Below are 20,908 nucleotides of genomic sequence, written 5' to 3'. Positions count from 1 at the left end.
CCACCTTTTAGACGCCTTCGACAGGCCCAGGCTAACAAATGTTACTTAATCAAGAACATTGCATTTACATGGTTACCGGCGCCTTCATAAACTCCGTAGGCGTTTGTCCGGTAAACAATTTAAAATCTTTATTGAAATGGGGCTGATCGTAATAGCCGGCATCAAAGGCAATGTCGGCCATTGACTGGTTGTTCAATGCGCGGGCCACTACACTTTTCATTTTGGTGATGAAGGCAAATTGTTTGGGCGTCACGCCTACTGACCGCCGGAAACGTTTTTCAAAAGCATCCTGGCTGATATAAAGTCCTTTGGCCAATTCCTTTATCCTGATCATTCCATTTACTGCGTGTATTTTTTCCAGGGCTGCGGCGATCATAGGATCGGGCCGGTGGTTGTATAGCCTGGACAATAAGAACTGTTCAATGCTGTCAATACGCGCCGCATTGTCAGGGGCAGTAGCCAGTTGGTCTTCCAGGGCGGACAGGTCCCGATAGCCTGTAAAATAATCCAGGGCAACGCTGTCTTCAAAGAGTTCATGCAAGGGTTCTTTGATGAAAGCATGGGCAGCGGCCTCCCGGAAGAAAACCAGGATATTGGCAGTATCTTTTGCATAGCTGATCAACCGGTCGGATCTACGAAGTCCTGTGAGGGTAAAAGGAGAGAGAACGCGGGGAGCACTATTGGAGAGGAAACTTACCTGTCCTTTGTACCGGAAAGACATGACGAGGGAGGTATCGGGCAGGGTCCTGTTCATGATTCCTTCCTGGCTTTCAATGACCAGGTAGTTTTTGATGAAAGGACTTAACATGGGTATGGGAAAATGGATCTCCATGGAAGGTAAAGATAAGCTGAATACAGCTATGAGCTATGAGCTATGAGCTGCGGGCAAAAACTGCTGCGTGCCCCTTCCCTATTGCTCAAAAGGCAGCAGTACGGTAAATACGGCGCCTTCGCCGGGGATGGCCTCGGCACTGATGCTCCCCTGGTGGTTAAGTACGATCTTTTTACAAAGGGCCAGGCCAATACCCGTTCCGGCAAAGGCTTCTTTGCTATGCAGGCGCTGGAATATGTTGAAGATCTGCTGGGCATGCTCCTGTCCAAACCCAATGCCATTGTCCTTTACCCGGAGCAGGCAATACCGTTTGCCGGCAGGCAACTCAGGATAGGCGACCTTATCGCTCTCACTGGCCTCGGCTGCTGTAACAGCTATATGCGGCAGGCGGTGGGGATGGCTGAATTTGAGGGCATTGCTGATAAGGTTGGTAAGGAGCTGGTTGATCTGTAAGGGGATACCTTCTATGGCCGGCAAGGAGTGGTATTGAAGGGTGGCTTTTTTTTCAGCGATCAGCAGTTCAAAATCTGTTTGTACCGCCTGAACAACTTCTTCCAGGCTTACGGATGCAAACAAGGCTTCCGGGGTGGAGAGGCGGGAAAAGTCCAGCACATCCTGGATCAGCTTGCTCATCCGGGTGGTAGAAGCATCTATTTTATCGATCAGCTCCATGGGCGGCAGGTTTCCTTTTTTAAGCATGCCGGTAAAGACCCTCACTTTACGCAGCGGCTCCTGGAGATCGTGCGAAGCTACCCAGGCAAATTGTTCCAGTTCCAAGTTGGACCTTCTCAACTGGAGGTTGGAAGCTGCCAACTCGGAGGTGCGTTCGGCTACCTGGCGTTTCAACTCTTTGGAAAACTCCAGTACGGTGGCAAACTGCCTTACCTTCTCGGTGGTTTCATTACAGGTGACGAGGATGCCCGCTACTTTATTGGATTCGTCGCGCACGGGACTATAACTAAAGGTCCAGTACACATCTTCCAGTTGACCATTGCGGTAGATAGGAATTAACTGGTCTTCGCGCCAGATAGACGGGCCACCCGCCATTACCTGGTCGATGAGCGGCCTGATCACCGTCCATATTTCAGGCCATACTTCTATGGCTGGTTTACCAAGTGCCTGGGGATGTTTTCCATTATTGCCCAGACTGGGGCGATAGGCATCGTTATAAAAGCACAGCAGCTCCGGCCCCCAGAATAAGAACATGGGGAAACAGCTGTTGAGCACAATGCTGATGGTAGTGCGCAGGCTTTGGGGCCAATCGGCGGGCGATCCCACAGAGGTACCTTCCCATGGGTGAGCCCGGGTAAGCGCGCCCATTTCTCCCCCACCCTGTAAGAACTGCCATTGCGGAGCAATACCGGTCATGATCGATTTCATTGGTGATAAATTCGGCAAACAATAGTAAGGTTTCAGACTACGATCGATGGACCCTTTCAGGCCACTATCCTGTCCAGCACATGCCGGAGTGTATTGACCAGGTCTTCAAAATTGTAAGGCTTGGTAATGAACTCATCGGCGCCCAGTTCCATCGTTCTGGAAATGGTAAGCGGATCAGCAGATGTGGAATACATGATCGTAGGAATTCCAGAAAGGCCCGGATTGGATTTAATAAGGCGCAGGCATTCTAATCCATTCATTACAGGCATATTAAGGTCGAGAAAGATCACATCGGGGACTGAAGGGGAACTGGCCAGCTGCCGGATGGCATCCTGTCCGTTGGCGGCTCCTGATAATTGTATCGTGGGGTCAACAGCACTGAGGGCTGTATTAAAGATCCATTGTTCATCAACATCGTCGTCTACGAGGAAAAGCCGGCGGGTATTCATAAGCGTATTTTGGATTATGATCAAATATAATACATTATCATCAAAATAACATTGAACTGATAGGGGTCCTCCAGCTAAAGACGCATAGAAAATTATCTACTCATCTATTGCCAGAGCAATATTATTTGTGCTGTGAAAAGGATAAACTGCTAATCAGGAGCCGGGAGGTTGCGTAAGTTGACCAGATACAATACCTCCTCCATAGAAGTGAGGTACAAATATAACCATTGGAAGCAGAAAAAGTACAGGCTATCCTGCCAATTGTTATAAATTCAGGCCGGACCTGGTATTTTATTGACAAAATAATGACCTGCAACGCAACAAAAAGGCCCACCTCCCTGAGAAGCGAGCCAGTACCACGGGATGATGCCCATTCTATTTCCAGGTTACTGCATTAACCGGCCGGCACGTAATAGTAATGGCCATAGAATATCAGCTATCTGTTACAATCCCCGGCTGTTGGAAGTATTTTATAACCCCGTCTAACGGCAGGCATTGTGATATGCGATAACCGGAAAACGGCGTGCCTCCCTTCGGCCTTGTGGTGGTTGTGTTGCCAGGCATTTCATAGGAGTAAAAAGATGTTACAGGTAGTTATGTAGAGATCCCGCTGAAGCGGGACCTCTACATAAATGAAAACACCTGCTTTATGAAAACGAACCTCTGCTAACTGCCTGATTGAAAAGATGTTTACCTGGTTATTTGATCATGGCTATACTGTGAGGAAGATCCTTTATACAACGAAAACCGAGGTGATTGGCGCCGGACCGTCATTCACCCTTACCCCGGGTGCCTGACATGTAGCGGGTACAATACTGATCGGTACACAAAAAAAACGTCTCTTTGCACTTTTTTTACGGGCCGTACTCACTTTCGTATTCTCCGATTGATCAACCTTTTTAACATGCCCTAACTTATAAGTTTGGGCACAGAAGAGGGCTGAATATTTTGACAGTTTTTTTCACTTGTTAATTTCAATGTATAGAAACTAAAAGCAACCAATAGCTAATAAATACTCAACATAGTAAGGATAGCAACGATAATACCCAAGGTTACTTTTCATGTTTTAGTTTAAAGGGTCCATGCTCTGTGAAACTTTTTTTTTATCTAATTAATCTTGCAGTAAGGGGTTCTTTTCCTATCAGAGTTTTTTATTTGTGCCCGGAGTTCTGTTTTTGCAGAACTCCCTTTTTATTTTTATCAACCACCCACTAGCCGCCCCTCCAATCAAAATTTATTCCTTTCAAACACCCGAACCTATTACATATTTCAATATATTTATAGTAACCATTAAGTTCTCACCCTCATGAGAAACTACCTGCTAATTATACTTACAGGACTGTTGTTGTTTTGCACAACGGGCATTGCACAGCAAACGGATGAGACCTCCCTCACCCATGCCGACACGGTAACCAATTTTTCGGCCTTCAACCGTTCCCTTAGTTTTTCCGGTGTATTGCAAACACGCTATGTGGCCTCCCTCACCGATGGAGTAGATGTAAATGGCAAGAACTTTGATCCCACTGCTGATCCCAAAGGAGTACGCAATACCTTTCTCGTAAAGCGCGCACGTGTAATGATCAAGGCCAATATCAACGATCACTTTTCGGCCAATATACTCGCCAACTTTGCCGACTTTAATGGCAATCCTTCCAACAAAGTATTGGAGAATGCTTATATCAAGTACTCCCTCAATCAATATTTCAATGTGCAGGCTGGTCAGTTCCGCCCTTTCTTCGGCATTGAAGATGCACTCCCGGTAGATATCATCCGCACACTCGATTTTTCCAATCAGTATTATGCCTTTGGCAAAAACGGATGGCAAAGCTTCCAGGTGGGGCTTTCTGTTTTTGGCCATATCACACCCGATGGGAAATGGAAGTATTTTGCCGGCGTATACAATGGCAACAACAGAAATCAAGCCACTGACGATGACGATACCAAAAACCTATACGCCCGCCTGGAAACTACCGTAGCCCCCAACTTTACCGTGGCAGCCAATGCCGGCACCGGCAGTCTGGCAGGTAGTGGCGCCGGCAATGCCTGGGGAGGAGATGCCACCGCAAAGATCGACCTGTCTACAAAATGGCAGCTGCTCCTGATGGGTGAATACAAGGCTGGTTCTGATTTTATCGCCTACAATAACAGTATTATCACTCCCAAACCAGGCCTTAGCCAGTTCAGGACCCGTGGCTTTTACTTTTTTCCTACCATCCGCTATGAATACAAAAGACCGAGGGTAAGGGCCATCGAATTATCCTCCCGCTATGAATACCTTGAAGAGAATTACAAGCAAAACAAGAACCCACGGCAAACCATCATCCCCAACCTATCCCTGATCTTTGCCGATAACTTTTATGCCGTTATCCAATTGGGAGTGGCCATCGACCTCTATAAAAATGATATTCCCTTAACCAGTGCCTACAGCAACAACCTGGCCTATGCCCAGTTACAGATAAGATTTTAAACAGACCTCAACCATTGTTATGAAAGAAATAAGACCTACAGCACTGCTCATTACGGTTATCATTGGTTTGATCATCTGGTTTATTCCCGCACCCGAAGGCGTAAAGCCCAATGCCTGGCACCTGCTGGCCATCTTTCTGGGCACCATCTTCGGCATCATCTTAAAAGCAGCTTCCATGGGTACCATGGCTATGCTGGGCATTACCCTTTGCGCTGCCACCCAGGTATTGGCGCCCGGTGATCCCGTCCACGCCGTCACCAATGCTTTGAGCGGCTTTGGCAATTCCACCATCTGGCTGATCGGCCTCGCGTTCTTTATTGCACGCGGCTTTATCAAAACCGGCCTGGGCACCAGACTGGCCTATAACTTCATCAGGATATTCGGCAAAGGGTCACTCGGCCTTGCCTATGGATTGAATACTGCCGACCTGCTACTCGCCCCTGCCATTCCCAGTAATACCGCCCGGGCAGGTGGTGTCATCTTCCCCATTATGAAATCCATTGCCATCAACATGGGCTCCCATCCCGACAAACCCGAAACCCATCGCAAGATCGGCGCCTTCCTCACCCTCGGCAGTTACAATGCCAACATGATCACCTCTGTGATGTTCCTGACCGCTACCGCCAGCAATCCCATGGCCCAGAAGTTTGCCAAGGACCTGGGCATCACCATCACCTGGACCAGTTGGGCCATTGCCGCCCTGGCCCCCGGCCTTGTATGCTTTTTATTATTACCCCTGCTCTTATACAAGTTCTTTCCACCCGAACTCAAGAAAACAAAAGAAGCTCCCAAAATGGCAGCTGAAAAACTGAAGGAGATGGGTCCGGTTTCCCTGCAGGAATGGCTCATGGTAGCCACCTTTATCATACTACTTGTACTATGGATCTTTGGCAACCTTTTTTCTATTGATGCTACCACCGGTGCTTTAATTGGCTTGTGCATTTTACTATTGAGTGGTGTGCTCACCTGGGAAGATGTCAAAGCAGAAAAAGGCGCCTGGGATACCATTGTGTGGTTCTCCTCCCTGGTGATGATGGGTTCTTACCTCAACTCACTGGGATTTGTGGGATGGTTTGGTAACCTCATAGGCGGCAAGATGGCCCACCTGAGCTGGCAACTGGCCTTCCCCATTATTATAGTCGTGTATTCTTACTGTCATTATATGTTTGCCAGCGCCACCGCACAGGCAGCCGCCATGTACCCCGTATTCCTGGCAGTGGGGATTGCAGTAGGTGTGCCCGGCACCATGCTCGCTATTTTCTTAGGCGCCTGCGCTACCCTGATGGGCTCACTCACCCATTATGGCCATGGTCCTGCTCCTATTTTCTTTGGCAGCACCTATGTAGATATGAAGGATTGGTGGAAACATGGATTTTTCATCAGCGTGTTTTTCCTCGCTATCTGGTTTGTTGTAGGAGGATTGTGGTGGAAGTTGCTCGGTTTATGGTAAGCCGGCGTTCCATAGTCAAAACTTCCCTAACTTTAGATCACCCCATCCCAGGCCCCCGTTAACATTACGCCGCCCCACTCCCGGAACTCTATGCTTTGACGTCACGTTGCCTCATTGCCTTCTTCAAACCATAGCGTATGAAACAACTATACCTGGCTATTATACTGTTGCCTGTTTCCTTTTCCACCTCCGCGCAGGATGTGTTATTGCAAGACTGCTTCCGCATAGCAGGCAGCAGGAATATCCTGGTACAACAAACGAAAACCTCCCTCCTTGCCCGGCAATACAACCTGGCCGCAGAGAAACAACGGTATGTACCCAAGATCGATGCATTGGCCAGTTATACTTACCTGAGCCGCCCCCTGGAGATCAATTTACAAACCGTGAGAGACGGCATCCTCGATGGTAGTTCAAAGCAAGCCGTCAATGCAGCCAACACCGTATTCCAGGAGATCACCGGCAACCAGCTTTCACAGACCGTACAGGACAAATTGTACAATTCATCCAAAACCATCTTAGGTGCAGTATATCCCGATTACAATCCGCCACTCAGCAAACAATCCTACTTTTTGGCAGGCCTTGTGGCGCGGCAGCCTATCTATTTAGGTAATAAATTAACCGCTGCACGGAATTTTGCCGAATCGGAAGTTACTGCTGGCGCCATCAATATCTCCCTTGCTGAAAAAGACGTTCAATACGCCATCGCCATTCAATACATCCGCATACTTTACCTTAATACCCTGCTACAAACACAAAAAGGAATAGTGGCCGCCTTTGATAAGAATAAAGACTATGGGGAAGAAATGGTAAAGAATGAAGTGCTGGCCCCTTACCAGAAAAGCTGGACCAAAGTGTTGTTGTCGCAGGCCCGCACTACCTATGCCAACCTGGGCATGGACAAACAAAATGCCATCATAGAGCTGAATAAATTATTGGGCATTCCACTCGATTCAGCCCTCACCATTACCGATACCCTTGTTTATAAACCCGGCAATATTCCCCTCGATGACCAAAGCGCCTGGCAGCAAAACCCGGCCTATCAACTGGTAAAAAGCAAGATAGCCACCGCCCAAACTGCCGAACAGATTGCACGTTCTTTCAACCTGCCCAATATTTTTGCGGTGGGCAATTTAAATCTTTACCAGCATGAACTACCCGTTGCCATCGCCCCCTGGATGGTAGGAGTGGAAATGCAATGGAACCTCTTCAGCGGTACACAAACCCTTAAAAGAAAGAAAGCCGCAAGGCAACTCGTAGAAGAAGTGAAACTGGCAGCAGCCAATACCCGCGAAAGCCTCCAGATGCAGGTGAAAGTAACCCGCAACAAAATACTGGCGGCACAAAATGAGATCAATACAGCAGATAGCGCCCGGCAGGATATTGCCACCACCCGCCGGCTGGTGCATGAGCGTGTGCAGAATCAGCTTTCTTCCCTCAAAGACCTCAACGATGTGATCATCATACAGGGCGAAGTGGAGAAAGCTTATCATACCGCCATTCTAAGCTATTACCTGGCCCTGGCCACTTACTGGAATGTATATGGTACACCGGAACGCATCACCGAACTAATCCCATAAATCATATCTTATGTGTATTCCCTCGTTGCCTTGTTGCCTCGATGCCTTTATGCCTATATTAAAACATTCAATATGAAAACCTTTCTCAAACAATACTGGGCCCTCTTTATTCCTATACTGGTACTCATAGCTGCCATCTATTTTCTGTTCAGGCAATCCACCACTGAAAGTAATGCCCTCATTGGTATGGTTGATGCTACCAGCGTGGATGTGGCCGCCGAATTCCCCGGCAGGCTGGATAGTTTGTTTGTTGAACAGGGTGATACCGTTAAGACAGGGCAGCTATTGGGCGTTCTCCGTACCAATGAGATTGACGCCATCCGCGCACAGGCCCTGGCCGCTGTGGATGCAGCCAAAGGCCAGCTGGAGCTCTTACAACAAGGCCCCCGCAAAGAACTCATCAGCGCCACCGGCAAATTGTATGAGATCGCAGAAGATCAATATGACCTGTTCAGCAAAACCTATGACCGCATGCAGCGGCTCTACAATGCCGATGTGATCAGCGGACAGGAGAAAGACATTTTCTTCTTTAAGTACCAGGCCGCCCAAAAAGAAATGGAGACTGCCAAACTCAACCTCGAGATGTTACAAAAAGGTACCCGGCCCGAGCTCATCAAAAGCGCACAGGCCATCGTAAAGCAAGCCGAGCAAGCGTATGAGCTTACCAAAGCCCTCAAAGAGAATACGAGGATCTATTCCCCTGCCAATGGCGTGATCACCTCCCTCGTTATCCACCAGGGAGAAATAGTTTCCATTGGCTACCCCATCATGAGTGTGGAAAAGGAACACTCTTTTATACTACGGTTCAATATCCGGCAGGATATGGCTGCTTCCCTGAAGCCTGGTGTCAAAGCCTCTGTTAAAGTGCCGGGCTGTGAACCCGAAACCTTTTCGGTGACCGTATCCACTGTGGCTCCCTCCCTCACTTTTGCCAATTGGGTACCTTCCAAAGACAAAGGCCAGTTTGAACTGCGCACCTTTACCATTGAATTCAAACCCAGTGATCCCGGTAGCCTGCGTGGCCTGCGTTCCGGTATGACGGCATCCCTTCAATTACCCTGATGCGCACCATCCGCCATATCACCACCAGAGAGTGCAAGCGTATCATTCGCCTGCCGGCACACTACCTCGTATTGCTGGTAGTGCCCTCTCTTCTCTTCTTTCTCTATGCTTATATCTACGATGAGCAACAGGCAGATCACCTGCCCGTGGCGATGTGGGATGAAGACAGGTCGGCTGTATCACGACAATTCAGCTTTCTCCTGCAGCAGGTGAAAACCCTGCGCTTTACCAAACAGGTGGGCAGCATCGACGAATTGCAAGACCTCCTTCAAAAAGGAGAAGTACTCGGCGCCATCCACTTCCCCAAAAACATGGAGCGCGATATCAAAAGCCGGCATCCCGTCCATGTGGTGGTTTATACCAATGCCGCGGCTGTAGTGCCAGCCAAACTCATCTATAAGGAAGCAGCACAGGTAATTATTACCGCCGGCTCTGGTGTGATCCTGCAGAAATTTATAAAAACAGGTATGGACAAAGGAAAAGCCATGGCCCTTGTACAACCTATTGCCCTTGTTCCCTATACATTGTACAATCCTACTTACAATTACCAAAAATACCTCGTACCGGGTCTTATTACCGTAGCCCTGCAAATGATCATGATCATGGTGGGCGTCCTGCTGTTGAACTACGAAGCCACCACCAATACCAGAGAAGAACTTTGGCGCCTGGCAAAAGGTTCAGCCTCTGCCGTCATAGCCGGTAAGACCATCGCACATCTTCTTATTGCCTGGATCAATTTCATACTCGTGGCTTTTGTCATTTTCCCCGTATTCAACCTCGGCATTACTGCTGCTGCCGGCAAATTCTTCGTCATTTATACCTTGCTCTGTCTCGCCTGCCTGGGCATCGGTCAAATGATCTCCGCCCTGTTCAGCGACACCATGCTGGCCACCGATGTCGCTTTGTTCTATACTTCGCCAGCTTTTGTATTCAGTGGATTCACTTTCCCCCGCTGGGCTATGCCCTGGTACGATCAGTATTATGCCAACATAATGCCCTATACCCATTTCCTCGACGGGTTCTTTAAAGTTTATTATATGGACCTCCCCTTATCATATGCCCGCAGTGAGATAGGTTACTTATTGCTGTTTATTGCTATCACCTTTTCCGTAGCCATCCTCGTATACCAACAACAACTTAATAAATTGCAACGTGCCGTCACCTAACCAGCTTACCATATTGTGGCGTATTACATTGCGGGAGGTATCGCGCATCGGCAAGGACCATAGCCTCCTGCTCACCCTTTTGATCGCACCTTTGTTGTATGCTTTCTTTTATGGCAGTATCTATACCTATAAGGAAGAAGAAGGCGTAAAGCTGGCTGTGGTGGATGATGACCGGTCCCAATTATCCCGCCTCATTACCCGGCAGATCAGTAATGCCCAGATCACCTCTGTATTCCTGGTACCTTCCGTGGAAGAAGCCAAAGAAGCCATGTACAGGGGCCATTGCCAGGGTTTTGTCTATATAGAGAAGGGACTTGAAGAAAAAGTAAAATCATTGCACCAGGCCCATGTAGTGGTGGCTCTTAATGCCGCCAGGTTCCTGCCCTCCAGTGATCTTCTGCTCAGCATCAACCAGACCTGCCTTACCCTCGGCGCCGGCGTACGCATGCAATACCTGCAAAAGTCGGAGGGCATGAATACCGCGGGTTCTATGCAGGAAGTAATGCCCGTAAACCTCGATTACCGACCTTTGTTCAACAGCCGCAGCAGCTATGGCGCTTTCCTCCTGCCAGGACTCCTGGCCCTCATCTTACAACAAACCTTATTGATCGGACTTTCCGCCAGCGTTTCCGGCGAAAGAAAAAGGAAACAGGTGCGCAATTGGATAGAAAGTGCAGGAGGCAGCCTTTCTATGGCCCTTTGGGGCAAAGGCTTCTTTTATGTGGTCCTCTTTAGCTGCTACGCTTATTTTTTCATGACCGTCAATTATAGAATACTGGAACTGCCCATGCGTGGCAGCGGCTTTCAGTTGAGCCTCGCGTTCCTGTTGTTTATCGTTACCCTCGTGCCCATGGCCCAATGGATCGGGGGCCTCTTCAAAGACCCTTTGCTCAATGTGCAGATCATGGCTTTTTCCACTTATCCTTTCTTCCTCGTCACAGGCTATACTTTTCCTTTGCAAAATATACCTGTGGCCTTGCAGTGGTTTTCCATGCTGCTGCCTACTACCCCTTTCATCAATATGTACCAATCCATCGTACAGGCAGGCGCTTCCCTTAGCCAAAATACCGCACATATCATCCATCTCATTATACTACTCTTCTTCTATTCAACCCTTGCCTTGTTGCGCTTAAAGAAGATCAGTCGCCAGGAATTGCCCTTACAGACATCCTCTTTACCTTCGTAGCAACATTTTCTCTGTAAATACTTCACTCCCCAGCACGACTTTAATAAAATAAGTCCCGTTTTTCCAACTGGCAGGTATGTCAACGTTCATCGTTGAAGTGCCTCTATCCACCGATCGTTTAACTCTTTGCAATATCCTTCCCGACAGATCAACTACCGTAACACTGGCGTCTTCTTTCGCCGGGGTGGCAATAGATAAGTGCGCCTGGGTGCTTACCGGATTGGGCAATAACAATACCGCCCGTTTATTGGCAGCCGCGCTCACTAGAAAACGCCCTTTTTTATCCTTTTGCTGCAACAATGTACAAGCCGCATCCAAGGTCACCACCACTGTATCTTTTGCATACGTAGTACCACAACTATCCATTAGCTCCTGACTTACAATATAACTACCTGGCTGATCAACCGTAATAACAGGCCCGATATGATTGCCCACAATATGGCCATCGGCCGTGGTCCAGGTGTATAAAGAAGTGATCAGTGGATTACCCACACTCAGTGTGCTGACGCCTGTAACGCCACAGAACATCGGTACGTCGGCAGTTGCTGCCGCCATGGGCGCACGGAAAAAATCGAAGGGGCCTACAAAGTCTTTCAACTCGGCACTGAAAGAGTTGGATGACCTCGACTTAACCAGTATTCTCCGGAAGGGCATGGAACAGGGATCGCCTACACTCACCAGCGGGTCCAATCCCAGTTTGCTCAGGTTCACAGAAAATTCCAGGAACTGATTGGCCTCATAGTCCGTCACCACACTATTATCAACCCGTACCAGACTGAAAGGCCCGGCCCAGGTATTAGCGCCACATTGTAAGCCCGTGTAAAAGGCGCCAGCCGTTTTAGGTAATATATTGGCGTAGCCATACGTCGAGCCGGCTGTGGCGCCATCAAAAGAACCACCCCAGCTAAATGCTGTCGGCGAAACCAACGTGGGCGCATTCTTGTGCACCCATATCCTGGCTTCGAGGTTAGTGAGTCCTGAGCCGCCATACTCGGCAGTAAAAATGATATCACCTGCTTTCGTGATATTACCAGCCGCATCAAATTCCCAGCTCGTATGCCCTGCATCAGGCCCATAACCTTTAAAACTAAGACTGGAACGTTCATAATATATATCCGTCTGGTACATTTCAAAATCAAAGTAACGGTTACCGCTGGTACCTTCCAGTGATACGCCGCCGAATAGCCACAGGGCATCCGTAACGGCCACACCTTCCCGCCGCACGTGCATAAACATATCCAGGATATCGTTCTTATCCGGTACCCCCTGCGCTATGGGCGTAGCCCAGCTGGCCGGGCTCATCCCATTTTTGTTGGAGCCTGAGGCAAAAGCAGTAGAATCATCACCATGGTGATCCCGAATGAAAACCGCATCGATCAGCATGGCGCCATTCACGATGGAAAACTGTGGATAATTCATACCCCGGAAGAGGGGAAGCATCCTGGAGCCAGGATTGTTAATATAGAGTTGATTGATGTAACCCGCCCCCGTGGTATCGATCACAAAAGTACCCGTTCCGGCATCTCCCCGGCCAAACCAGTCATCTCCATTGGAATTGGGTGTACCATTAAAAACGTTGGCGCGTAGTCCGCCATCTACTTCAAAATTGGCACGTGTAACAGGTGTAGTGATCTGGGCATTCAGCACAAGCGTACTACAACAAAGTAGTGCAGAGGGTATTAATCTCTTCATAAGGTGGATTGATTGATGATGTCCCGAAGCATAGACATCCCTTCAGATGGTACCATGCAACAGGGTCAACTATATTGCTGAGACAATAGTAATACAAATACTTTTAATATTTTCTACTTTATTTTACCCAGTCACCCCGACGCTAATAAACCTTTCAGTTTCAAATAAATGCAGGTCAACAATTATTGGTTTACTGTCTTTTACAGATAGATCAAATCCTTTTTTGGCATGATTTTCCCATTCTGTGGGCAAAAGTACACACTATGAAACCCTTACGTTATTTAATTCCTGTAGCTATTGTAACCAGCCTGGCCATAGCCTGTAAAAAGGACGATAACAATACTACTGATCTAAGGATCAGGCTTACCGACAATCCCTACAATGCTACCGAAGTCAATGTTGATATTAAGCAGGTGCGTGTTAACCTGCAGGATGATTCTACCGGCTGGGTAAACCTCGAAACAAGGGCCGGCATTTACAACCTGCTCGATTTTCAAAATGGCATTGACACCCTTATAGCCCAAAGCATCGTTCCGACCGGCACCTTAAAGGAAGTAAGATTTGTATTGGGCAGTGAGAACAGCATTAAGATCGACAATACCCTGTATCCCCTCTCTATACCCAGTGGCAGTGAATCGGGATTGAAGATCAAACTGAATAAACACCTGAATGCTCATGCAGATTCTCTGGTCATTGATTTTGACGCCGCACTATCGATATTGCAAACAGGTACAGGAGAATACAAACTGAAGCCTGTATTGAAAATAAAATAGCACCAGACCGATTCAATAGAAATGAACTATTCAAAAAGCCCCCGGATCCCGGGGGCTTTCTATTATTCAAACCTTGATGGTTTATCCTTTGTCACACTTGCTTTTATCGCAGCAAGGGGGCATTGGTTTAGAACAAGGCCTGGGGCATTGCTTTGTGCAGGTTTTCTCTGTTTTTGCCTTGCTTCCTTTATTTTTATTTTTTTCGCCATTGTTGGCAAAGGCTACAGAACTGCTCAGTAACAGCACGGCAGTAGCCAATACGAATACCTTTTTCATATTGAGTGTATTGAAATAAATTAAAATTGATTTGTAACGATCAGGTTGATATGACTTAAGAGCCATTCGGTGGCTTCCAGGCCGCAGAGCAGTAAAGGAAGACGTAATTGGTCTGATAAAGTGGATATTCTTTTTTTACCCTGACAGAAGCTTTTCCACCCAACGCAACACCCGGCATCGTCATTACATAACAAAGCGGGCAGTTCAAACAACAATCGCTTGTATTAGTACAACTTTTCTTTGCCGGCTTTTTGCAGGGACTGTCCCTCTTTTTACCGGCACAGGGATTTGCTGCTTTACGCGCACAACTACTTTCTTCTTTTTGAACAGGCATACAGTAAACGGGCAGGGCTGCCAGTTCCAGGATGTAAACCATCAAACAGGTGAATAATATGGATGCTTTAAACTTCAATAGACAATTTTCAATACAATCACAAAATAGTAAAAAAAACAACAAGGGCATATCGGGAGAATGATCTTCATGGTAGTGGTCGTCACTCTTTTACTCCTGGACGTGGTTATCCTGGCCTTCCAGACAGGCCGATGCTTCTGTACAGCAGGCACTCCATGGAGGTTAAATATACAAACCGCTATACTATTGACATAACTTATAAGATCAGGCATTTCGAAGATATAGCCAACCTACGCCCTTTCAAGAACCTCAAAAAACCTTTGTGGGAAGACGCTGCATCCGCCGGTTATTCCTTTAGCTGGTCCAGTAAGATAGGACGTCTCAATGCCGACCTCACTCTCAAATGCATCACCCGCAAATTTGAGATCGATGGCAATTACTCCATTATCGTTACCCAACCGATACCGGCTGGACCAGGGACAACGAAAATGGTGGCATCACCGGGTACTATTGCATAAACACTTTATAGCAGGTCCTTGCCTTCTTCAATTACCAGCGCAACCTCGAGCTGGGCCTGGCCCGCCGCTTCCAGGAGGGACTCGGTGTATCCTACAATCTGGTTTCTACCAATCATGTAAGACTCAGGACCGGCACCGGTATGGTGCTCAACCAGGAAGTAAATACAGAGAGCACTTCAACACCCACCCAGATATAAATACCCATCGTCAACACCTTCAATTTCTTCAGCTTCCGCAAACCCGAAATGGATCTGCAAAGTACGCAGAATCTTTATTTTAGTCTAACCCAGAAAGGGCGCATCCGGCACGATGAGCAGATTAAACTCACCTGGAAACTCATCACCGATTTCAGTCTCAACCTCACGTTGTACGACAACTACGATTCACAGCCGCCTGGCGAAAATGCCACCACGGTCGATTATGGGATTGTGTTCGGCATCTCCTATTCCTTTTCGCGGTAACTGGATATTCTAATCCCCACAGTAGCAGCATGCAACGCAAGGAATTCGGGGGTGATCAAAGGCAAACTATTTAGGGGTTACTACTTAGGTTAAAAAAAATAAGGATTTCTTATGAGTTTCCTTTTCGCATTAATTGTAATTTAGGAGGTGTAGAAAAGGCGATTTCTACGCTCTCACAACATTCGAACACCTCTTATTATTCTTTCCTCCTGCCTCCGGGCGGGTCATTTGTTTACTGGTAAGGCAGTATACATAATTACTATTTATTGTTAAGTAACGACCTGGTTCCTGAAGCCAGGCGATTAAACCTGCTTTCTATGAAAGAAGTATCAACCTTGTCTCACCAGGACCTGGAAAAGGTGCTGGAAGCCGCCCGTATTATTGAAAATAATCTCAAGTACCATTACAGGATTCCCGAACTCGCGGAAAAACTCCTGATCAACAAAAACAAATTAAAGGAAGATTTCAAAACTGCATTTGGAATAGGACCCTATGCCTTCCTATTACAAAAACGCCTGGAGAAAGCCAAAATACTCTTAATGGCCGATGTGAATATTCGGAGTATTGCCTTATCCCTGGGCTTTGTAGGGTACCATGCAGAGACCAACTTTATAAAGTTCTTTAAGAAAAACATGCACCAACCACCGGCCGCATGGCGCAGGGATCAGTTGAAAAATGGAAGGATCGAAGAAGCGAATAAACAGTCTGCATAAAAAAGGCCGAATGGAATATACTTTCAGATAAATTGAATGTTCCATTTTTAGTATCTTATTGATGTGCGAAAGAATAGGCACCACTCGAGGCATCATACCATATTAATCATTAAACCTTCGTTATGAAAAAGCTCAAATGCTTATCATTATCAACATTGTTACTGACCGTAATTCTTAGCTCCGCTTTTAGTCCTCGTTTTACAACTGAGTACTTTGCTTACTCAGGAACTAACGAATTCCTGCCAGGCAACTACACTTCAGTTCCCCGTCAAACTGTAATTGGTGGACCAAACACTGACTTAGCATGGATCGAAGTAGACCCTACAGAAGTTTATCCTGCTGGCCACGTTAATGAGTTTAAACCCATGGTAGATGATCCTTCTGCTATGATCAGGACAGCATTGATTGTGGCGTTGAGTAATCCCAAAACCGACATCACGGTTACATATCCAGTATGGGCAAGAGTACAAATGAAACCCTGGTATTATTAATCTAATAACCGTCTGCAAACAATAGTATCGAAATAATGCCAATCTAGACCGCTTAAACAAACAATCAATCCCAAAAGGCTAAATGGAATATAGTTTTGACCAATTGAATTATTATAAGTTAATTACCTTATCGTATTAATTACAATTAATCGAGCAAGAGTAGAACTAAACCCTTAGTACTTAGAATTAAAGGTGAATGTTTCACATTTTAAACCATTCACCTTCAATTTCTAGCTATCAGTTTTGATTACCCTAAACTTATATATCATCGAAAACACACTTACAAAAACGGCTGAATGGAATATAGATTCGGCCAAATGGAATGGTTTCTTGAATTAACTTGCTTATGTATTCGAAACGGCAACTCCCCAACATGGCTTGTTCTCTAACCCCTCTAACTACCCTGCAAGCATGAAAACAACTATTCGAATAACGCCCAAACATAAGAGCATATAAAGAAATATTTACCAAGGATCCAGCAGCATCACGTTTAAACAACCAGAATGGCAGAACAATTTATGTATACCATTATTGCATAAAATAGCTCTATTAAACCTTCTTTATGAAAAAAATGATTATAACAGATTGTATTGCATGGACTCTCATACTTTTTTTGTTTCATATCGCTGTTACCAAGATCTCTCACCCGGCAGCTACCAGGTTCGAAATAGGTTTAACTCCTCAATTTGCTCCATATGCGAGTAGTTTAACCTGGATTCTTTCTGTTGCTGAAATAATTATCGCGTTACTCTTAATGTTCAAACGATTTCGGATGATCGGTTTCTGGGCACTTATGTTTTTATCAACGTTATATACCGTTTTGATGCTCACCATTACGCAGGATATGCCTCATTTCCGGGGAGGGTTTCTTCATCAACTGTCATTTAATAATCACCTGGGTATAAATATCACGATCTTTCTATTGTCTTTAATTGGAGCGTTAATCACACTCCGCCTTAAACAAAAACAATCTCTTAATAGTTACACCCCTATTCCTGGCTGATAAAACTTTACCATTATAACTTTTTGTGCACAACTTGCTGTGGTGATGGCCATCACAATAGCAACAGGGTCAGCTGAAAACCTGCAAAAGAGTAAGCACTATTCATATTAATTATTAAATCATCTTTATGAAAAAGTTCAAATTCTTATCATTATCAGTACTGGTTCTGACTGTAGTTCTTGGTTCTGCTTTCAGTCCTCGCTTTGCAACTCAGTATTTTACTTATTCAGGAAGCAACGAATTCCTGCCTGGTAATTATACTTCTGCAGGTTCTCAATCAGTAATTCCTGGTGCAAACAACCAGTTAGCCTGGATTGAAGTAGATGATACTGAAGTTTATCCTGCCGGTCATGCAGATCAGTTCAAACCAATGGTAGATAATACCTCTACTACCATCAGAGCAACTTTGAACATTGCACTGACTAGCCCTAAAAGCGATCAAGCTGTTTCTATGCCAGTTGTAGCAAGAGTACAGTTGAAACCATAATGCTTCAAAATAAAAAGTGTATCAATTCAGTTGAATTGGTACACTTTTTTATTCAATAAGAAAGATAATTATTTCGACCCGTCGTCAATTATGGTTCCTAATCTCTCCCACAAATCTATCAGGTGTAGCTTACTTAGCTTGTCAGTGGCCTTGTTCCTGGAAATACCAATCTCACTACGCAATGCCCGTACCTCACCTTTTAGAATGGAAAGAATATCAGTACTTATGCTTGTTTGACTAAATGGGCCATTAGCTTCAAATCTATTAGCCGATGTTTTAAAGTTGATTAAAATCGATAACCTTTCAACATACAATTTTTGCAAATTGCGTCGGTACATATCAATGGGTTTATTACTTTTTAACTCACTCCAGATAATGCCTCTCAAATCGGCCAGGTAATTATCCAGGGAATATCCTCTCTCTCTAGTGTTAGATTGCGCCCATAATAAATTACAAAAGATGGCATGCGACATAATTTTCTCCAATACATCTGCTTGAATTTTACTGACATTACCAAATCCGGCGCCTCCAATTAATGGGAATACCCCCTTATCTACATCAACAAGCCACTGTGGAGTAGAAAAGATTTGGTCTTTCAGGAAAGCCAAAGCCTCTTGTTGTTTTTGCATGGGTACAAACACCTTTCGCGGCCCGGGTTGACTCGGGCTTCTTTGATAATGGACTTGCCCGCCTATATAGGTAGCCACATGAAATAAATACCGTTTGTATTGAGCAATAAGTTCAGGATATAACTCTGCCAAATCATCGTAATTTTCATTCCCTTTAGTGGTCCAGGAAACCAGGTTTTTAGCAATGCGCTTCAGGTTTTCTATGCCATATCGGTTGGCCTGCATGGCATTATCACCCAGGTCTTCAGACTGAGCTTTGGGATTAAACTCATCAGTTTCATACCCAAAGTACAGCTTGGGATCACTGTCTACCTTTGTTACAATCCATTTGTTTAAGGAATCAATTTCCTGCTTTTCAGTTAGAGCCGGCATTTGCCTGTACCCCCACTCAATAGCCCACTCGTCATATTTTCCTATACGGGGAAATATACCTGCTTCTCCGATTGAATCTTCAGGTTGAGCTACATAATTGAAACGTGCATAATCCATGATCGATGGCGTATGCCCATTCTTTTCCACCCATTTTTTATTTCTCAAGCTATCTACCGGCACAGTGGAAGAGGCGCCGAAGTTATGCATAAGTCCCAGCGTATGCCCAACCTCATGAGACGAAACAAACCGGATAAGATTACCCATTAATGTATCGGAAAATTCCATAAACCTTGCCTGAGGATCTATAGCCGAAGCCTGGATAAAATACCAATTCCTGAGTAATTTTAGTACATTATGATACCAGTTGATATGGCTTTCAATAATTTCTCCTGAACGGGGATCATGCACATGCGGGCCACTGGCATTCATAGTCGTAGATGGCTTATATACAATGGCATTATGCCTGGCATCCTCAATACTCCATTCCTCATCATTTACAGGAGCTTCCAAAGCATAAATAGCATTTTTAAACCCAGCCTTTTCAAAGGCTCTTTGCCAATCATTAACACCTTGAATGAGGTATGGCACCCATTTTTTAGGGGTTGTAGGGTCAATGTAAAAAACAATGGGCTTCTTTGGTTCTACCAGAATACCAGCCTTGTATTTGTCCCAATCACCATCCTTCACTTCCAGGCGCCACCTGGTGATGATGTTAGATTTATTAACACTTTGCTTCTTCAGGTCATAATCATAAAAGTTGGCCACAAAATAACCTATACGTGCATCAGAATACCTCGGGATCATCGGCCTCTCAGGCAGGATAACGATCGAACTATTCAGTTCGTAGCTGGTGGTTCCACCGTCTACTCCTGCATAGGTCTTAACAGCTTTAATTTCTACATTTAACGGGAAAGAACTGACCTTACTGATATAAGATCTATCCCTTTCCAATCCTCCTAAACGAATTAACTTCTTCATCCCCGACGAGAAAAAGAAAATATCATTATCGGCAGAAAGAACATCTGTAACATCTATCAGCATCCCGCCATGACGCCCAGTATCCTTAATATCAAATGAATAAACTATGGGCAGGAAACTGGATTTCGAAACAGCCTCGAAAAGTCCGTTCTCGGAAGAATCCCGGGACATTTCCTCAAAATATACTTTCTTTAAAAACAATTTGTTGTTCGGGCCTTTTTCAAAACGTATCACTTGCTCGCCGATTATGTCCCCTGCATACAGCCACCTTCTGGATGAAGGTTCCGGCCCCATAGCAGGAGCCTGGCTTACCCTATTCACCACCAGGAAATCTCTGTTCAGTAAGGAATCCTTAATTTCGAAATAATAATGGGCGCTGTCACGGTAGATGGTAAAAACCCCTTCATCAGCAACGGCACTTGCCTTTAAAAAAGTTTTTAAACTGTCCTTTATAACAGTCTTTCCCATCGCAGTAACTGGTCGTTGCCCATTTGCAACAGAACGGCTCTCCTGGCAGGAAACAATCACCAGCAAAACCAGGCAATAAAATGCATTTCTTATAACGGTCATATGAAAAACAAATTTGTGACTCAA

Annotated in this window: 19 protein-coding genes; 13 read left to right on the top strand and 6 right to left on the bottom strand. The window is 45.8% G+C overall.

Annotated elements, in window-relative coordinates; translation table 11 throughout:
* Positions 1 to 64: 64 nt before the first annotated feature.
* From D3H65_RS01220 to D3H65_RS01210, 3 genes are all read right to left on the bottom strand, one after another.
* Positions 65 to 832 (bottom strand): helix-turn-helix transcriptional regulator, encoded by a 768-nt coding sequence (locus tag D3H65_RS01220; protein ID WP_119048515.1) that lies wholly within the window; start codon positions 830 to 832, stop codon positions 65 to 67.
* 78 nt (positions 833 to 910) lie between these two features.
* Positions 911 to 2,212 carry a sensor histidine kinase gene (locus D3H65_RS01215; protein WP_211345595.1) on the bottom strand — a complete coding sequence of 434 codons (1,302 nt, stop codon included), beginning with the start codon at positions 2,210 to 2,212 and terminating at the stop codon, positions 911 to 913.
* Positions 2,213 to 2,268: 56 nt separating this feature from the next.
* Positions 2,269 to 2,661, bottom strand: coding sequence for a response regulator (locus D3H65_RS01210; protein ID WP_119048514.1), 393 nt, complete (start codon positions 2,659 to 2,661; stop codon positions 2,269 to 2,271).
* A 1,306-nt stretch (positions 2,662 to 3,967) separates the two neighbouring features.
* Between D3H65_RS01210 and D3H65_RS01205 the strand changes: the two genes are divergently transcribed.
* From D3H65_RS01205 to D3H65_RS01180, 6 genes are all read left to right on the top strand, one after another.
* Entirely contained in the window at positions 3,968 to 5,128 is a 1,161-nt protein-coding gene (locus D3H65_RS01205) for a porin (RefSeq protein WP_119048513.1), read from the top strand.
* A gap of 19 nt (positions 5,129 to 5,147) precedes the next feature.
* Positions 5,148 to 6,578, top strand: a complete 1,431-nt coding sequence (locus D3H65_RS01200) for an anion permease (protein WP_119048512.1) — start codon at positions 5,148 to 5,150, stop codon at positions 6,576 to 6,578.
* A 137-nt stretch (positions 6,579 to 6,715) separates the two neighbouring features.
* On the top strand, positions 6,716 to 8,155 hold the full coding sequence (locus D3H65_RS01195; protein ID WP_119048511.1) for a TolC family protein: 1,440 nt from the start codon (positions 6,716 to 6,718) through the stop codon (positions 8,153 to 8,155).
* 72 nt (positions 8,156 to 8,227) lie between these two features.
* Positions 8,228 to 9,217 (top strand): HlyD family secretion protein, encoded by a 990-nt coding sequence (locus D3H65_RS01190; RefSeq protein ID WP_119048510.1) that lies wholly within the window; start codon positions 8,228 to 8,230, stop codon positions 9,215 to 9,217.
* Positions 9,217 to 10,383: an ABC transporter permease gene (locus D3H65_RS01185; RefSeq protein ID WP_119048509.1), complete on the top strand. Its 1,167-nt coding sequence runs from the start codon at positions 9,217 to 9,219 to the stop codon at positions 10,381 to 10,383. Before D3H65_RS01190 ends, D3H65_RS01185 begins: the two co-directional genes overlap by 1 nt.
* Positions 10,370 to 11,569: an ABC transporter permease gene (locus tag D3H65_RS01180; RefSeq protein ID WP_119048508.1), complete on the top strand. Its 1,200-nt coding sequence runs from the start codon at positions 10,370 to 10,372 to the stop codon at positions 11,567 to 11,569. The genes D3H65_RS01185 and D3H65_RS01180 overlap by 14 nt, the downstream gene beginning before the upstream one ends.
* Here the strand turns inward: D3H65_RS01180 and D3H65_RS01175 are convergent.
* Entirely contained in the window at positions 11,558 to 13,261 is a 1,704-nt protein-coding gene (locus tag D3H65_RS01175) for a T9SS type A sorting domain-containing protein (RefSeq protein ID WP_119048507.1), read from the bottom strand. The genes D3H65_RS01180 and D3H65_RS01175 overlap by 12 nt on opposite strands.
* Before the next feature lie 263 nt (positions 13,262 to 13,524).
* On the opposite strand from D3H65_RS01175, the gene D3H65_RS01170 reads away from it, so the two are divergent.
* Complete coding sequence (locus tag D3H65_RS01170) at positions 13,525 to 14,034, top strand: DUF4382 domain-containing protein (protein WP_119048506.1); 510 nt, start codon at positions 13,525 to 13,527, stop codon at positions 14,032 to 14,034.
* An 81-nt stretch (positions 14,035 to 14,115) separates the two neighbouring features.
* Here the strand turns inward: D3H65_RS01170 and D3H65_RS32740 are convergent, their stop codons facing one another.
* Positions 14,116 to 14,310, bottom strand: a complete 195-nt coding sequence (locus D3H65_RS32740) for a hypothetical protein (RefSeq protein ID WP_162915336.1) — start codon at positions 14,308 to 14,310, stop codon at positions 14,116 to 14,118.
* A 567-nt stretch (positions 14,311 to 14,877) separates the two neighbouring features.
* Here D3H65_RS32740 and D3H65_RS01160 point away from each other — a divergent pair.
* The 6 genes from D3H65_RS01160 (at position 14,878) to D3H65_RS01140 (ending at position 18,335) form a co-directional block, all read left to right on the top strand.
* On the top strand, positions 14,878 to 15,180 hold the full coding sequence (locus D3H65_RS01160) for a hypothetical protein (RefSeq protein WP_119048504.1): 303 nt from the start codon (positions 14,878 to 14,880) through the stop codon (positions 15,178 to 15,180).
* 245 nt (positions 15,181 to 15,425) lie between these two features.
* Positions 15,426 to 15,641 carry a DUF481 domain-containing protein gene (locus tag D3H65_RS01155; RefSeq protein ID WP_119048503.1) on the top strand — a complete coding sequence of 72 codons (216 nt, stop codon included), beginning with the start codon at positions 15,426 to 15,428 and terminating at the stop codon, positions 15,639 to 15,641.
* 317 nt (positions 15,642 to 15,958) lie between these two features.
* Positions 15,959 to 16,354 carry a helix-turn-helix domain-containing protein gene (locus D3H65_RS01150; protein ID WP_119048502.1) on the top strand — a complete coding sequence of 132 codons (396 nt, stop codon included), beginning with the start codon at positions 15,959 to 15,961 and terminating at the stop codon, positions 16,352 to 16,354.
* 122 nt (positions 16,355 to 16,476) lie between these two features.
* Positions 16,477 to 16,845: a hypothetical protein gene (locus D3H65_RS32735; protein WP_162915335.1), complete on the top strand. Its 369-nt coding sequence runs from the start codon at positions 16,477 to 16,479 to the stop codon at positions 16,843 to 16,845.
* A 562-nt stretch (positions 16,846 to 17,407) separates the two neighbouring features.
* Entirely contained in the window at positions 17,408 to 17,848 is a 441-nt protein-coding gene (locus D3H65_RS01145; protein ID WP_119048501.1) for a MauE/DoxX family redox-associated membrane protein, read from the top strand.
* A gap of 127 nt (positions 17,849 to 17,975) precedes the next feature.
* On the top strand, positions 17,976 to 18,335 hold the full coding sequence (locus D3H65_RS01140) for a hypothetical protein (protein WP_119048500.1): 360 nt from the start codon (positions 17,976 to 17,978) through the stop codon (positions 18,333 to 18,335).
* A gap of 68 nt (positions 18,336 to 18,403) precedes the next feature.
* Here the strand turns inward: D3H65_RS01140 and D3H65_RS01135 are convergent, their stop codons facing one another.
* Positions 18,404 to 20,884: a zinc-dependent metalloprotease gene (locus D3H65_RS01135; RefSeq protein ID WP_119048499.1), complete on the bottom strand. Its 2,481-nt coding sequence runs from the start codon at positions 20,882 to 20,884 to the stop codon at positions 18,404 to 18,406.
* Positions 20,885 to 20,908: the final 24 nt, after the last annotated feature.

It is taken from the genome of Paraflavitalea soli (genome assembly GCF_003555545.1).
Taxonomy (GTDB): domain Bacteria; phylum Bacteroidota; class Bacteroidia; order Chitinophagales; family Chitinophagaceae; genus Paraflavitalea; species Paraflavitalea soli.
This window is presented reverse-complemented; position numbering and strand designations above follow the sequence as displayed.

Excerpts from the sequence above, each read along its gene's own strand:
- D3H65_RS01170 (WP_119048506.1), top strand. The coding sequence starts at position 13,525 with ATGAAACCCTTACGTTATTTAATTCCTGTAGCTATTGTAACCAGCCTG.
- D3H65_RS01140 (WP_119048500.1), top strand. The coding sequence starts at position 17,976 with ATGAAAAAGTTCAAATTCTTATCATTATCAGTACTGGTTCTGACTGTA.
- D3H65_RS32735 (WP_162915335.1), top strand. The coding sequence starts at position 16,477 with ATGAAAAAGCTCAAATGCTTATCATTATCAACATTGTTACTGACCGTA.
- D3H65_RS01155 (WP_119048503.1), top strand. The coding sequence starts at position 15,426 with ATGGATCTGCAAAGTACGCAGAATCTTTATTTTAGTCTAACCCAGAAA.
- D3H65_RS01220 (WP_119048515.1), bottom strand. The coding sequence starts at position 832 with ATGGAGATCCATTTTCCCATACCCATGTTAAGTCCTTTCATCAAAAAC.
- D3H65_RS01135 (WP_119048499.1), bottom strand. The coding sequence starts at position 20,884 with ATGACCGTTATAAGAAATGCATTTTATTGCCTGGTTTTGCTGGTGATT.
- D3H65_RS01185 (WP_119048509.1), top strand. The coding sequence starts at position 9,217 with ATGCGCACCATCCGCCATATCACCACCAGAGAGTGCAAGCGTATCATT.
- D3H65_RS01210 (WP_119048514.1), bottom strand. The coding sequence starts at position 2,661 with ATGAATACCCGCCGGCTTTTCCTCGTAGACGACGATGTTGATGAACAA.
- D3H65_RS32740 (WP_162915336.1), bottom strand. The coding sequence starts at position 14,310 with ATGAAAAAGGTATTCGTATTGGCTACTGCCGTGCTGTTACTGAGCAGT.
- D3H65_RS01160 (WP_119048504.1), top strand. The coding sequence starts at position 14,878 with ATGGAGGTTAAATATACAAACCGCTATACTATTGACATAACTTATAAG.
- D3H65_RS01195 (WP_119048511.1), top strand. The coding sequence starts at position 6,716 with ATGAAACAACTATACCTGGCTATTATACTGTTGCCTGTTTCCTTTTCC.
- D3H65_RS01190 (WP_119048510.1), top strand. The coding sequence starts at position 8,228 with ATGAAAACCTTTCTCAAACAATACTGGGCCCTCTTTATTCCTATACTG.
- D3H65_RS01215 (WP_211345595.1), bottom strand. The coding sequence starts at position 2,212 with ATGAAATCGATCATGACCGGTATTGCTCCGCAATGGCAGTTCTTACAG.
- D3H65_RS01175 (WP_119048507.1), bottom strand. The coding sequence starts at position 13,261 with ATGAAGAGATTAATACCCTCTGCACTACTTTGTTGTAGTACGCTTGTG.
- D3H65_RS01200 (WP_119048512.1), top strand. The coding sequence starts at position 5,148 with ATGAAAGAAATAAGACCTACAGCACTGCTCATTACGGTTATCATTGGT.
- D3H65_RS01205 (WP_119048513.1), top strand. The coding sequence starts at position 3,968 with ATGAGAAACTACCTGCTAATTATACTTACAGGACTGTTGTTGTTTTGC.
- D3H65_RS01145 (WP_119048501.1), top strand. The coding sequence starts at position 17,408 with ATGAAAAAAATGATTATAACAGATTGTATTGCATGGACTCTCATACTT.
- D3H65_RS01150 (WP_119048502.1), top strand. The coding sequence starts at position 15,959 with ATGAAAGAAGTATCAACCTTGTCTCACCAGGACCTGGAAAAGGTGCTG.